We start from the raw sequence: 13,080 nt of genomic DNA, 5'->3' as shown, positions 1-13,080 counted from the left end.
CACGATGGGGGTCAGCTTCACGTGATCGTTTCCCTGGTAAGCAACTGCAAATGCCGCCAGCTTTCCGCCTTGGCCAAGGGCCGCTCCAACAGGAAGCGCGGATGGAAAGTGGCGATGGCGAGGCAGTCTATGCCATCATGGTGAAGGGTCCGTAAACCACCGCGTTGCCCGTCCGGCCCCAGCAACGCCCGGCACGGTTCCGCGCCGAACAACAACAGCTTGCGCGGCGCGACCAGCGTCACCAGCCGCCGCGCCAGATCGTCGAGCGTCGCCTGCGCCTCGTCCGGCACCCGTCCGGCCAGCGGCCGCGCCTGTGCGACCCCGGCGATCGTCACCGCACCCCGGTCCAGCCCGATCGCCGCGAGCATGCGGTCGAGCAGCATGCCGACCGGGCCGGTCATCCAGCCCGTTTCCGCCGAATCATCGGCTTCGGGCAGATCGGTCAAAATCATCAGTGCCGGATTTTTTGTCGCCGCGACGGCCAGGCGTTCGCCATTCCATCCCGCCTCGGGCGCGGCATCGCCCATGCGCCATGCCAGAAACGCATCAAGCGTGTCGGGTGGCAGGTCGGCGGCGGGCGTCGACGCTACGGCAGCGGGCGCTCGCGTCGGGACGGGGGCCGCGAACCAGTCGCGCAGTTTGTCCTCGACCAGCGTGTCGACACCGGCATCCTGCCACCATTCCAGTGCGCTGGCTGCGGCTTCGTGCCACTGGATATGCTGGTCCGCCCCCATATCGCCTTTAACGCTCTCCTTGACCTCCCCGTCAATCTGCCCAAATCGTGGAGGAGGACAGGGCGTTGCAGCGACGCGACGATACGGGCAGTGCGCAGCGCCCGCGATGAGGATGGAAGATGAGCGAACGGGAATCGATGCCCTATGACGTCGTGATCGTCGGCGCGGGGCCTGCCGGCCTGTCCGCGGCGATCCGGCTGAAACAGATGGCGGCGGACACGGGCGAGGAACTGGCCGTGTGCGTGCTGGAAAAGGGATCGGAGGTCGGTGCCCATATCCTGTCGGGCGCGGTGTTCGATCCGCGCGCGATGGACGAACTGCTGCCCGAATGGCGGACGATGGGTTGCCCGATGGCCGAGGTTCCGGTGACCGAGAACCACCACTGGCTGTTGTCGGAAACCGACAGCAGCGAGGTGTCGCACCGCATCCTGCCGCCGTTCATGCAGAACACCGGCACCTATACCGGGTCGCTCGGCAATATGTGCCGCTGGCTGGCCGAACAGGCCGAGGGGATGGGCGTCGAGATCTTCCCCGGCTTCGCGGCGGCCGAAATCCTGTATCATGCGGATGGTTCGGTAAAGGGCGTCGCGACCGGCGACATGGGCGTGGCGCGCGACGGCACGCACAAGCCCGACTGGCAGCCCGGCCTCGAACTCCATGCCAAATATACGTTTTTCGCCGAAGGAGTGCGCGGGCATCTTTCGAAACAGATCATCCGTACCTTCGATCTGGCACGCGACAGCCAGCCGCAGGTCTATGGTCTGGGGATCAAGGAATTGTGGGACATTCCGGCGGAAAACCACGTCCCCGGCCGCGTGATCCATACGCAGGGCTGGCCGCTGAGCGAAACGCGCGGGTCGAATGGCGGCGGGTTCCTGTATCATCAGGCGAACGGGCAAGTGGCGCTCGGCTTCGTCACGTGGCTCAACTATTCCAACCCCTATCTCTCGCCGTTCCACGAGATGCAGCGGTGGAAGACCCATCCGGCGATCGCCGCGATCCTGAAGGGCGGCAAGCGCGTGTCCTACGGCGCGCGCGCGATCAACGATGGCGGGTGGCAGTCGGTGCCGAAGCTGACCTTCCCCGGCGGCGTGCTGGTCGGCTGTTCGGCGGGGTTCCTGAACGTGCCGCGGATCAAGGGCATCCATACCGCGATGAAGTCGGGCATGATGGCCGCCGAAGCCGCCTTTACCGCCGTGCGCGACGGGCGGCAGGGCGACGAACTGACCGCCTATACCGCCGCCTATGAAGCGAGCTGGGTGTATCAGGAACTGCGCACCGTCCGCAACGTCGTGCCGCTGGTCAAGAAATTCGGCGATTTTATCGGGTCGGGCGTCGCCAACGTGACGATGTGGGCGGAGCATTGGGGGCTGCGGATGCCGTTCACCATGGGCCATCATCCCGATCACGAAAGCCTGTGGCGCAAGGATCAGGTGCAGCCGATCGCCTATCCCAGGCCGGATGGCGTGCTGAGCTTCGATCGCCTGTCCTCGGTGTTCCTCTCGAACACCAATCACGAGGAGGATCAGCCGGTCCATCTGACGCTGAAGGACCCCGACGTCCCGGTAAAATACGATCTGCCACTCTACGACGAACCCGCGCAACGCTATTGCCCGGCTGGCGTATATGAGATCGTCGGGGCGGAGACGGACGATCCGAAATTCGTCATCAACGCGCAGAACTGCGTCCATTGCAAGACGTGCGACATCAAGGACCCGACGCAGAACATTAACTGGGTCGTGCCGGAAGGCGGCGGAGGACCGAATTATCCGAACATGTAGTATCGGTCTGCTGGTGGCGGCGCTGGTCGCGTCGCCGGCCGCCGCCGACACCCCGCTGGCCGCCTATGCCCGTGCTCGCGCCGCCGATGCCGATGGCCGGGTGACGATCGCGGCGCAGGGCTATGCACTGGCGCTGGCGGCACAGCCGTCCGATCCGGTCATCGCGGTGCGCGCGCTGCGGGAGGCGCTGGCGAGTGGCGACCTGGCGCTTGCCCGCCGCGCAGGGGCGGTGCTGCGCGCCGCCGATGTCGCGCCGCCCGATCTCGACATTCTCGGCCTCGCCGATGCCGTCGTCCGGCGCGATGTGGCCGGACAGCGGACGGCGCTGACCCGGTTGGCGGGATCGCCGCTGGGCTTCCTCGCGCCGCTGCTGGCCGAATGGGTCGATCAGTCTGCGCCGGCGATCGCCAGCGACGGCGGTGCGATCCCCCGCCGCTATGCCGCCGAGAACCGCGCGCTCCGCCTGCTCGCGACCGGGCAGGCGAACGAAGGCGTCGCCGCGGTCCGTGCGCTCCTGACCACCGGCGGCAACGACGCCGATTTTCGCCTGAACGCCGCGCAACTGTTGGCCCGGGCAGGCGATGGTGCGACGGCGCGGTCGCTGCTTGCCGGGAGCGACCCGGTTCTGTCGCGCAGCGCCGCGACGCTCGGTCGCGGCCGGCGGGGCGATGCCCGCTTCGGCATCTCGCGCCTGTTCGCGCGCATGGCCGGCGACCTGTCGGCCGAGGGGACCGAACCGCTGGCGATCATGCTTAGCCGGTCGGCCCTGTTGCTCGATTCCGGATACTCGCGCGCCCGTCTCGCGCTGGCCGATGCGCTGGCCCGCAGCGAAGCGACCGCCGAGGCGCAGGCGACGCTGGCCGCGATCCCCGCCGACGATCCCTTCGCGACCAGCGCCGCCGCGCTGGCCATCGTCATCCAGCAGCGCGCCGGCAACCCCGATGCGGCATTGGCGCTGGCCGCCAGACAGGCCGATCGCCCCGACGCGACCACCGCCGGCCTGCGCCGCTACGCCGACCTGCTGCTCGAAACCGGTCGGGCCGGGGAAGCCGCCGCCGTCTATGCCCGCGCCATGGCCCGGCCGGACGCGGCGAACGACTGGTCGCTCTATCTGCAACGCGGCGCGGCGCTCGACCGCGCGGGCGACTGGGCGGGGGCGCTGCCGATGCTGCGCCGCGCGGTCGAGCTGGCCCCGCAGGAACCCGCCGCGCTCAACTATCTCGGCTATGCACAGGTCGATCGCGGCGAGAATGTCGTCGAAGCGACGCGCATGCTCGAACGCGCCCATGCGCTCGCGCCCAAGGACCCGGCGATCGCTGATTCGCTCGGCTGGGCGCGGTTCCGGGCCGGCAACCCGACCGCCGCGCTGCCGCTGATCGAAGGGGCCGCGCGCGAAGCGCCCGACGATGTCGAAATCAACGAACATCTCGGCGATGTTTACTGGAGCGCCGGTCGCCGGGTCGAGGCGCGCTACGCATGGCGGGCGGCATCGGTCGAGGCGGAGGGCGCGGACGCGGCTCGATTGGCGAGCAAGCTTGCGAACGGACCCGCTTCGTCGCAACGCTGATCCGATGATCGTCGAACCCGCTCCCGCCAAGCTCAACCTCGCGCTCCATGTCCGTGCGCGGCGCGCCGATGGCTATCACGAACTCGAAACGCTGTTCGCGTTCGTCGCCGATGGCGACACGGTGATGCTGACCCCCGCGGCGCACGACGGCTTCACCATCACCGGCCCGTTCGCCGCCGGTTTGAGCGGGGAGGGCGACAATCTGGTCACCCGCGCCCGCGACGCTTTCCGCGACGCCTTCGGTCCCGGCGACCAGCTCGCGATCCTGCTCGACAAGCATCTGCCGGTCGCGTCGGGCATCGGGGGCGGATCGGCCGATGCCGCCGCGACGCTGCGCGGGATGGCGCGATTGCACGGCGTGGCGCTCGACGATCCGGCGCTGATGGCGATCGCCGACCGGCTCGGTTCCGATGTTCCTGCCTGTCTGGTCGGGCGGACGACGATCGGGCGCGGGCGCGGCGAGCAACTTACCCTGATCGATGCGCCGAAGCGGCCGGCATTGCTGGTCAATCCCGGTGTCGCGGTGTCGACCGCAAAGGTCTTTGCCGGCTGGGACCGCATCGATCGCGGTCCGATCGCCGATGGCGATGCGCTGACGATCGCACTCGCCGGTCGCAACGATCTCGAACCGCCCGCCCGCGCGCTGGCACCCGCGATCGACAAGGTGCTCGCGCTGCTGAACGCCGCGCCGGGCGTCACGCTCGCCCGCATGTCGGGATCGGGCGCGACCTGTTTCGCGCTGTTCGACGACGAAGCCGCCCGCGCCCATGCCGCCACCGCCATCCGGGCCGCACAGCCCGGCTGGTGGTGTCTCGAAACGAACCTCGCGTGACGGCGGTTCGTATCGGAACGGGGCAGGGCGGGTCATTCGTGCTCGACGATGCACCTGGCACGAAGTTTGTTGGGCAAGGGGCGCGGATCAAACGCCAGGAGCGGATCGTCCGTGGGCGGTCTCTCCGGACGCCGCCCACTTTTTCCCGATGATCGAGGGTACGCAGGGCTGGCAAATCGCCACGATCTGGCTGTCCCGTGGGAGCGCGAGGAACGCGCTGTCGATCGCGCACTGGCACGACCTTGCCGCCACGGTTGCCGATCTTGCCGCCGGGGACGCCCGTGCCGTCCTGATCGCCTCGCGCGAACCGGGCATCTTTTCGGCGGGCGCCGACATCGCCGAATTCGCCGAATTGCAACGTCAGCCCGACCGCGCCACTGCTTTTCGCGAAGCACTGTCCGCGGCGATCGAGGGCGTTGCCGCGCTGCCGATGCCGGTCATCGCCGCGGTCGATGGCGGCTGTTTCGGCGCAGCGGTTGCGCTGATCCTCGCCTGCGACATCGTCGTCGCCGGCGACGACGCGCGCTTCGCCGTTCCCCCCGCGCGGCTCGGCATCCTCTATCCACCCGCGGACATCGCCCGCCTGACCGCCGCCTTCCAGTCCCGCCGCCCGCCGGAGTTTCCATGACCGATCATCTGCCCGGCCGCGACACATCGCTGCTGCTGCTCGGCGATCACGCATCGGCGTTCGTCCCGCCCGACATCGCCATCGCGCCCGCATTGCTGTCGCTGCATATCGGCGTCGATATCGGGGCAGGACCGCTGACCCATGCGCTCTCGGCCAGTCTCGATGCGCCCGCGATCCTCGGCACCGTCTCGCGGCTGGTCATCGACCTGCACCGCCAGAGCGACCATCCCGGCCTGATTCCCACCGTTTCCGACGGCCATGCCATCCCGGCCAATATCGATGCCGACCGCGCTGGTCGCATCGCCCGCTTCCACGCCCCCTATCACCGCGCTATCCGTGCGCAGGTCCGCCGCGACCGCCCGCGCCTGATCGTCGCGATCCACAGCTTCACCCGCCAGCTCGAAACCGGCGACGGCCCACGCCCGTGGGAAGCGGGCATCCTCTACGGCCGCGACGACCGCGCCGCCCGTATCGCCATCGACTTCCTCTGCTCACGCGGCATTCCGACCGGCGATCAGCAGCCCTATTCCGGCCGCCTGCTGAACGCGACGCTCGACCGTCATGCCGATGGGCAGGGGATTGCGTCGCTATCGGTCGAAATTCGCAACGACCTGATCGCCGATCCCGCCGGCGTCGCCCGCTGGTGCGCCGTCCTGACCGAGATGATCGCGGCCGTACGTAACGGACTTGCGCTGAACGCTCCGCTTGCGCAATAGGCTGTCGCCATGACCCAGCAATTCGACAAGTCGCGGCTGCCGAGCCGCCATGTTTCCGTCGGCCCCGAACGCGCGCCGCATCGCAGCTATTACTATGCGATGGGCATCGCCGAAGAGGACATCGCCAAGCCTTTCGTCGCGCTGGCTTCGGCCGGCAACGACAGCGCGCCGTGCAACACGACGCTCGATTTTCAGGCCGATGCCGGGCGCGAAGGCGTGGTGGCCGGCGGCGGGATGCCGCGCCGGTTCAATACCATCACCGTCACCGACGGCATCGCCATGGGTCACCAGGGGATGAAATCCTCGCTGGTTAGTCGCGAAGTCATCGCCGATTCTGTCGAATTGTCGGTGCGCGGCCATTGCTACGACGCACTGGTCGGCTTTGCCGGCTGCGACAAATCGCTGCCGGGTATGATGATGGCAATGCTCCGGCTGAACGTGCCGTCGATCTTCGTCTATGGCGGATCGATCCTGCCCGGCCGGTTCGAGGATCGCGACGTCACCGTCGTCGATGTGTTCGAAGCGGTCGGCCGCTACGCCGCCGGCACCTGTCCGCTGCACGATCTGACCGCGCTCGAAAAGGTTGCCTGCCCCGGCCATGGTGCGTGCGGGGGCCAGTTCACTGCCAACACCATGGCATGCGTCGGCGAAGCGATCGGCCTGTCGCTGCCCAATTCGAACATGGTGCCCGCCCCCTATCGCAGCCGGGAAGAGATCGCGATTGCGGCGGGTAAGCAGGTCATGGAACTGGTCCGCCTGAACCTGCGTCCGCGCGACATCGCCACCCGCGCCGCTTTCATCAACGCCGCGCGCGTCGTCGCCGCGACTGGTGGCTCGACCAACGCCGCGCTGCACCTGCCAGCGATGGCGTCCGAGGCCGGTATCGACTTCGATCTGTTCGACGTCGCGGAGGCTTTCAAATCAACGCCGTACGTTGCCGACCTCAAGCCCGGCGGCAAGTATGTCGCCAAGGATATGTACGAGGCCGGTGGCGTCTACATGCTCATGAAGACGATGCTGACCAACGACCTGCTCGACGGCAACTGCATGACCGTCACCGGCAAGACGCTGGGCGAGAATATCGACGAAGTAACGTGGAACCCCGATCAGAAGGTGATCTACGACGTGAAGACGCCGTTGTCGCCGACCGGCGGCGTCGTCGGCCTGCGCGGAACGCTTGCCCCCGATGGCGCGATCGTGAAGGTCGCTGGCATGAAACGTCTGCAATTCACGGGAACTGCACAGGTTTTCGATTGTGAAGAAGACGCCTTCGCCGCCGTCGAAGCGCGCAGCATCAAGGAAGGATCGGTCGTCGTGATCCGCTATGAAGGGCCGAAGGGCGGTCCCGGCATGCGCGAGATGCTGTCGACCACCGCCGCGCTCTACGGCCTCGGCATGGGCGAAAGCGTCGCGCTGATCACCGATGGCCGCTTCTCGGGCGCGACCCGCGGCTTCTGCATCGGCCATGTCGGTCCCGAAGCAGCCGAGGGCGGTCCGATCGCGCTGGTCGAGGAAGGCGACATCATCACCATCGACGCCGAAGCCGGCACCATCGACCTCGACGTCGCCCCCGACGTGCTGGCCGACCGCCGCGCCAAATGGCAACCGCGCGTCAACGACTATCAGGCGGGTGCACTGTGGCGCTACTCGACCACGGTCGGCCCAGCCTATCAGGGGGCGGTGACCCATCCGGGCGCCAAAGCCGAACGGCACGTCTACGCCGACATCTGACGGGGTTGCCTTGCCGATTTCGTAATGCGGCGAGGGCGGGGGATCTGCGAAGGTCCTCATCCTCCCGCCTTGTGCCGTACTCCCATTTAGCTGGGGGCAGGGGGATACCCTTGGCCGTCGCGATCCGCGATATTGCGTAGCCCCGCTCAGGCGGGGGTCCATCTCTAGCGCAAGTGTCTGTTTTGTTTGGCTCTGGACCCCCGCCTACGCGGGGGTACGTCGGTTTTGTGGTTGAGTCTGAGACTTTCGCAGAGGTTTCGCCATCGCCGGGGGGCGGCCGTAAACGGCGAGAACGGCAACATACGCGACGATACCCGTCGACCGGCATATGCTATCGACCCGCAAATGATCGACAAACGTGCTCTCCTGATCCCCGCCCTGCTGCTGGCGGCATGCGATCGACGACCCGACCCTGACGTCCTCGCCAATGTCGAGGCCGGGCAGCGCGCCGCCGCGGCGGATGCCGGCCGTATAGAATGTGCCACCGGCGCAGCGCCGGTCGCGGCCGCTTGCACGATCGAACGAACCGCCGATGGCGCCGACACCATCCTGACCTTGCGCCAGCCAGATGGCGGTTTCCACCGGCTGCGGATCACCCGTGACGGCCGCGGCGTCGTCGCGGCGGACGGTGCGGGGGCGGCGCGGGTGACGGTCATCGGCAACGACCGGATCGAGGTCGCAATCGGCGACGCGCGGTATCGACTGCCCGCCACGATCGGCCCGGTCGCGCGATGACGCACTTCCCCGCCGACGCTCCGGTCCTTCGCGCCGCCGAGATGCGCGCAGCGGAGGAAGCGGCCTTCGCTACCGGGGTTTCGCAGGACACGCTGATGGAGCGCGCTGGCACTGCCGTCGCGCAACAGGTCCGCCGGATCGCCTTCGGTCAGCCGATCCTCGTGCTGGCAGGCTCCGGTAACAATGGCGGCGACGCATTTGTTGTCGCACGACTTTTGCACCAATGGGGCCATGACGTCACCATGGCGGCGCTCCCCGCCAAGCCAGATGGCGCAGCTGCCCGAATGAGGTCCGCATGGACCGGTCCGATCCGATCGATCGAGGAAGCCGAACCCCGACCGATCCTGATCGATGGCCTGTTCGGCACCGGGGTCACCCGCCCGCTCGATCCGACACTGGCCGATCGCCTCGCCACTCTGTCCGACCACGCCTTCGTCGTCGCGATCGACCTGCCCAGCGGGGTCGACAGCGACGCCGAACACGCCTTTGCCGGTGCCGGTCGTGCCGACCTGACCGTGGCGCTGGGCGCGCTGAAACCTGCGCACGGCACCGGCCCCGACGCCGGCCGCATGGGGCATGTCGTGCTGGCCGACCTTGGCATTCCGATCCCTGCCACCGTCCGCACGATCCGCCGCCCGACGATCGATCCGCCCGCGCGCGACGCCCATAAATACACCCGCGGCCTGATCGCCGTCCTTGGCGGTGCCATGCCGGGGGCCGCCCGCCTTGCCGCCCGCGCGTCATTGTCAGCGGGTGCCGGCTATGTCGTGCTGACCGGCGACGATGCGGGGCAGGGTGGTCCAGACGCGCTGGTCCGACGCGCCGAATCGGCGGCGCTACTCGGCGACGATCGACTGGCGGCGGTACTAATAGGGCCGGGCCTCGGTCGCGACGATCGTGCCCGCACCCTGCTCGATGCGGCGCTCGCCACCGACGCGCCGCTGGTAATCGACGGCGACGCGATCTCGTTGCTCGGTGCGGCTGGCGCAGAGCGGGTTGCTACCCGTACCGCCCCGACCTGGCTGACCCCCCACGAAGGCGAATTCGCCCGCATGTTTCCGGCCAAGGGCGGGAACAAGATCGACCGCACCCGCCACGCTGCGCTACAGGCGCGCGCGACCATCGTTCATAAAGGCCCCGATACCGTGATCGCTTGCCCGCAAGGCACCGCCATTTTGTCCACCCACGCCCCAACATGGCTGTCGACCGCCGGTACGGGCGACGTGCTGGCCGGCACGCTCGCCGCGCGCCTGCGGCCCGGTGGCGCGGCCGCCGCCGAACAGGCGGTGTGGCTGCATGGCCGCGCCGCCCGGCTCGCCGGCCCGGCGTTCGTCGCCGATGCGCTGATCGACCATTTGGGACAGGCGATCGCCGAATGTCGCTGACCGATGACGATGTGATCGTCCGCGTCGCTGCGCGGGGCGAGGGGGTGACCGGCGATGGCTGTCACGTGCCCTTCGCCGCGCCGGGCGACCGCCTGCTCGGCGATGGATCGATCGCGCCGGGGCCGCATCACGCCGAGCCGCCCTGCCGCCATTTCCCGACTTGTGGCGGGTGCCAGCTCCAGCATCTCGACCTCGAAACCGAAGCCGGGTTCGTCGCCGACCGGGTGGCCGGGGCGCTCGCCGCACAGTCGCTGGCCGCGACCGTTCGTCCGGCCATCCTGTCGGCCCCGAAGACCCGCCGTCGCGCGACGCTCCACGCCGATCGACGGGGCAAGCAGGTGACGCTCGGCTTCACCGAATTGGGCAGCCATCGCATCGTCGACATCCGCGAATGTCATGTGCTGCTGCCCGACTTGTTCGACGCGATCGGCCCGCTGCGCCGGCTGCTCGCCGTCGCGCTCAAGGACCGCTCGCGCGCCGACGTGCATCTGGCGCGCGTCGATCAGGGCGTCGACGTGCTCATCATCGGCAAGGTCGCCGAGGGGCTGGCCGCCGCCGAAGCATTGACGATCTTTGCGCAGGAACAGGGTCTGGCCCGGCTGTCGATCGACGACGGCATGGGGGCGGAGGCGCGCTGGGAACCGGAACCGGTCACGGTGACGCTGGGCGGCGTGCCGGTGTCGTTCCCCCCGGGCAGCTTTCTGCAAGCCACCGGCGACGGCGAGGCCGCGCTGATCGCGGCGGTCGACGACGCGGTCGCCGATGCGGGGATCGTCGCCGATCTCTTCGCCGGTCTGGGCACCTTCACCCTGTCGCGCGGTGCCAGGGTCCGCACCTATGCGGGCGAGGCGGGGCGCGAAGCGATCATGGCGCTGAAGCTCGCCGCCGCCCGCGCCGGACGGTCGGTCGTCGCCGACCATCGCGATCTGTTTCGCCGTCCGTTGACGCCGGCCGAACTGGATCGCTTCGACGCGGTCATCCTCGATCCGCCGCGCGCCGGGGCACGCGAACAGGCGCTGGCACTGGCCGAGGCACAGGTGCCGGTCATCGCCTATGTTTCTTGCAATCCCAGCAGCTTCGCCCGCGATGCTAAGACGCTGGTTCAGGCTGGCTATCGCATCAACTGGGTACAGCCGGTCGGACAATTCCGCTGGTCGACCCATGTCGAACTGGTCGCGCGGCTGGTGCGCTGACTTTCCTACACACCCCGGATCTGCCATCCAGGATCGTTGGCAGGCGAAGGGCAAATCCGGTCATCGCGCGAATGGCGCACGAGTGTGACCTTTGTGACCTTTGACGTTCAGCCGGGGTAATCGGCACCCACAAAATACAGCCCGTCGGGCGGCGCATTCAGCCACAGCGCCGACCGGTCGCGCGCCGCGAGGATGTCGGCCAGATCGTCGGGCGTTCTCTTGCCCTGTCCGACCAACGCCAAGCAGCCGACCATCGATCGCACCTGATGGTGCAGGAACGACCGCGCGGCGGCATGGATCGCGATCCGGTCGCCTTGGCGCTCGACCTCCAGCCGATCGAGCGTCCTGAGCGGGCTGTCCGCCTGACAATGCGCCGATCGGAAGGTCGTGAAGTCGTGCCGCCCGACCAGCCGCGCCGCCGCCACCGCCATCGCCACCGCGTCCAGTTCCTGCGGCACACGCCACGCCAGCCCCAGCTCATGGGTCAGCGGCGCCCGCCGACAGACGATACGATAGACATAGGCGCGTTGCACGCACGAGAACCGCGCATGCCAGTCGTCGGCGACCGCCCGGCAATCGAGGATCGCGACCGGATCGGGCCGCAGCCGCGCGTTCAGCGCCTCCATCAACCGGAACGGCGGCAGCGGCTTGGCGACATCGACATGCGCCCGCATCGCGGTGGCATGGACCCCGGCATCGGTCCGCCCGGCGGCATGGACGGCGGCGGTTTCGCCGGTCACCTCGAACAGCGCACGTTCGATCGAACCCTGTACGCTCGCCCCCTCGGACTGACGCTGCCACCCGACGAACGGCCGCCCGTCATATTCGACCGTCAGGGCAAAGCGGGTCATGCCAGCAGCGTACCCTCGGGGATCGCAAAGCCGCGCAACAACTCGGCCGGGGTCATCGCGCCACGGCCGGCCCGCTGGACCAGCGTCGGCCGCAATGCGCCCTCGGCACAGGCGATGGTCAGCGCCGCGTCGACCACCGTGCCCGGCGCGCCTGCCGCATCGACGACCTCCGCCGCCAGCACCCGCACCCGCTCGCCGTTCAGCTCGAAGAATGCCCCCGGTGCCAGATTGAACGCCCGCACCTGCCGCTCGGCCTCCACCGCACTCCCATTAAAGCGCAACCGCGCCTCGCTCTTGTCGATCTTGGCGGCATGGGTGACGCCGTCGCTGGCCTGTTCGACCGGCGGATAGGCGTCGGGGTCGGCCAATACCGCCAGCATCAGCCGCGCGCCCATCGCGCTCAATTCGTCGGCCAGTTCGCCCGCCGTCTTGCCATCGACCGGCGTCCGCCCCTCCAGCCGCACCGGCCCGGTATCCATCCCCGCCGCCATCTGCATGATGCCGACGCCGGTCTCCGTGTCCCCGGCGAGAATGGCCCGCTGGATCGGTGCCGCCCCCCGCCAGCGCGGCAACAGCGAGCCATGCACGTTCAGGCATCCCAGCCGCGGCGCATCCAGCACCACCCGCGGCAACAGCAACCCATAAGCCGCCACCACCGCCACGTCGGCATTCAGCGCGGCAAACGCCGCCTGCACCGCCGGATCGCGCAACGTCTCCGGCGTCCGCACCGCGATCCCCAGCGTTTCGGCCAGCCGATGGACGGGGGAGGGGGTCAGCGCCTTGCCGCGCCCGGCGCGACGCGGCGGCTGGCTATAGGCCGCGACGATCTCATGCCCGGCATCGACCAGCGCCTGAAAGATCGGCACCGCAAAATCGGGCGTGCCCATGAAGATGATCCGCATGGCCCCTCTCGACACCGTGGCGTCC

At 68.7% G+C, this 13,080-nt stretch carries 12 protein-coding genes; 9 read left to right on the top strand and 3 right to left on the bottom strand.

The window, feature by feature from the left end; translation table 11 throughout:
• Window positions 1–17: 17 nt before the first annotated feature.
• On the bottom strand, window positions 18–734 hold the full coding sequence (locus ASE90_RS09865) for a uracil-DNA glycosylase family protein (RefSeq protein WP_055999543.1): 717 nt from the start codon (window positions 732–734) through the stop codon (window positions 18–20).
• 119 nt (window positions 735–853) lie between these two features.
• Here ASE90_RS09865 and ASE90_RS09860 point away from each other — a divergent pair, with 119 nt between their 5' ends.
• The 9 genes from ASE90_RS09860 (at window position 854) to ASE90_RS09820 (ending at window position 11,302) form a co-directional block, all read left to right on the top strand.
• Window positions 854–2,515, top strand: coding sequence for an electron transfer flavoprotein-ubiquinone oxidoreductase (locus ASE90_RS09860; RefSeq protein ID WP_055999540.1), 1,662 nt, complete (start codon window positions 854–856; stop codon window positions 2,513–2,515).
• A gap of 13 nt (window positions 2,516–2,528) precedes the next feature.
• Complete coding sequence (locus ASE90_RS09855) at window positions 2,529–4,082, top strand: tetratricopeptide repeat protein (RefSeq protein WP_235531744.1); 1,554 nt, start codon at window positions 2,529–2,531, stop codon at window positions 4,080–4,082.
• A gap of 4 nt (window positions 4,083–4,086) precedes the next feature.
• Window positions 4,087–4,914: a 4-(cytidine 5'-diphospho)-2-C-methyl-D-erythritol kinase gene (locus ASE90_RS09850; RefSeq protein ID WP_055999537.1), complete on the top strand. Its 828-nt coding sequence runs from the start codon at window positions 4,087–4,089 to the stop codon at window positions 4,912–4,914.
• A gap of 148 nt (window positions 4,915–5,062) precedes the next feature.
• Complete coding sequence (locus ASE90_RS09845) at window positions 5,063–5,542, top strand: enoyl-CoA hydratase/isomerase family protein (protein ID WP_055999534.1); 480 nt, start codon at window positions 5,063–5,065, stop codon at window positions 5,540–5,542.
• Window positions 5,539–6,258, top strand: a complete 720-nt coding sequence (locus tag ASE90_RS09840) for an N-formylglutamate amidohydrolase (protein WP_055999531.1) — start codon at window positions 5,539–5,541, stop codon at window positions 6,256–6,258. The genes ASE90_RS09845 and ASE90_RS09840 overlap by 4 nt, the downstream gene beginning before the upstream one ends.
• Window positions 6,259–6,267: 9 nt before the next feature.
• A complete protein-coding gene (gene ilvD, locus ASE90_RS09835; protein ID WP_055999529.1) occupies window positions 6,268–7,989 on the top strand; it encodes a dihydroxy-acid dehydratase in 1,722 nt (573 codons plus the stop codon).
• 345 nt (window positions 7,990–8,334) lie between these two features.
• Window positions 8,335–8,724, top strand: a complete 390-nt coding sequence (locus ASE90_RS09830; protein ID WP_055999526.1) for a hypothetical protein — start codon at window positions 8,335–8,337, stop codon at window positions 8,722–8,724.
• Window positions 8,721–10,109: an NAD(P)H-hydrate epimerase gene (locus ASE90_RS09825; RefSeq protein ID WP_055999523.1), complete on the top strand. Its 1,389-nt coding sequence runs from the start codon at window positions 8,721–8,723 to the stop codon at window positions 10,107–10,109. Before ASE90_RS09830 ends, ASE90_RS09825 begins: the two co-directional genes overlap by 4 nt.
• The gene (locus tag ASE90_RS09820; protein WP_055999521.1) at window positions 10,100–11,302 is read left to right on the top strand and encodes a class I SAM-dependent RNA methyltransferase; all 1,203 of its coding nucleotides are present in this window, start codon (window positions 10,100–10,102) and stop codon (window positions 11,300–11,302) included. The genes ASE90_RS09825 and ASE90_RS09820 overlap by 10 nt, the downstream gene beginning before the upstream one ends.
• 107 nt (window positions 11,303–11,409) lie before the next feature.
• On the opposite strand, the gene truA is transcribed toward ASE90_RS09820, so the two are convergent.
• Window positions 11,410–12,153, bottom strand: coding sequence for a tRNA pseudouridine(38-40) synthase TruA (gene truA / locus ASE90_RS09815; RefSeq protein WP_055999518.1), 744 nt, complete (start codon window positions 12,151–12,153; stop codon window positions 11,410–11,412).
• Complete coding sequence (gene fmt, locus ASE90_RS09810; RefSeq protein ID WP_055999515.1) at window positions 12,150–13,055, bottom strand: methionyl-tRNA formyltransferase; 906 nt, start codon at window positions 13,053–13,055, stop codon at window positions 12,150–12,152. The genes truA and fmt overlap by 4 nt, the downstream gene beginning before the upstream one ends.
• Window positions 13,056–13,080 lie beyond the last annotated feature (25 nt).

This window comes from Sphingomonas sp. Leaf67 (genome assembly GCF_001421965.1).
Lineage (GTDB): Bacteria > Pseudomonadota > Alphaproteobacteria > Sphingomonadales > Sphingomonadaceae > Sphingomonas.
This window is presented reverse-complemented; position numbering and strand designations above follow the sequence as displayed.

Excerpts from the sequence above, each read along its gene's own strand:
- ASE90_RS09865 (WP_055999543.1), bottom strand. The coding sequence starts at position 734 with ATGGGGGCGGACCAGCATATCCAGTGGCACGAAGCCGCAGCCAGCGCA.
- ASE90_RS09860 (WP_055999540.1), top strand. The coding sequence starts at position 854 with ATGAGCGAACGGGAATCGATGCCCTATGACGTCGTGATCGTCGGCGCG.
- ASE90_RS09850 (WP_055999537.1), top strand. The coding sequence starts at position 4,087 with ATGATCGTCGAACCCGCTCCCGCCAAGCTCAACCTCGCGCTCCATGTC.
- ASE90_RS09845 (WP_055999534.1), top strand. The coding sequence starts at position 5,063 with ATGATCGAGGGTACGCAGGGCTGGCAAATCGCCACGATCTGGCTGTCC.
- ASE90_RS09840 (WP_055999531.1), top strand. The coding sequence starts at position 5,539 with ATGACCGATCATCTGCCCGGCCGCGACACATCGCTGCTGCTGCTCGGC.
- ilvD (WP_055999529.1), top strand. The coding sequence starts at position 6,268 with ATGACCCAGCAATTCGACAAGTCGCGGCTGCCGAGCCGCCATGTTTCC.
- ASE90_RS09830 (WP_055999526.1), top strand. The coding sequence starts at position 8,335 with ATGATCGACAAACGTGCTCTCCTGATCCCCGCCCTGCTGCTGGCGGCA.
- ASE90_RS09825 (WP_055999523.1), top strand. The coding sequence starts at position 8,721 with ATGACGCACTTCCCCGCCGACGCTCCGGTCCTTCGCGCCGCCGAGATG.
- ASE90_RS09820 (WP_055999521.1), top strand. The coding sequence starts at position 10,100 with ATGTCGCTGACCGATGACGATGTGATCGTCCGCGTCGCTGCGCGGGGC.
- truA (WP_055999518.1), bottom strand. The coding sequence starts at position 12,153 with ATGACCCGCTTTGCCCTGACGGTCGAATATGACGGGCGGCCGTTCGTC.
- fmt (WP_055999515.1), bottom strand. The coding sequence starts at position 13,055 with ATGCGGATCATCTTCATGGGCACGCCCGATTTTGCGGTGCCGATCTTT.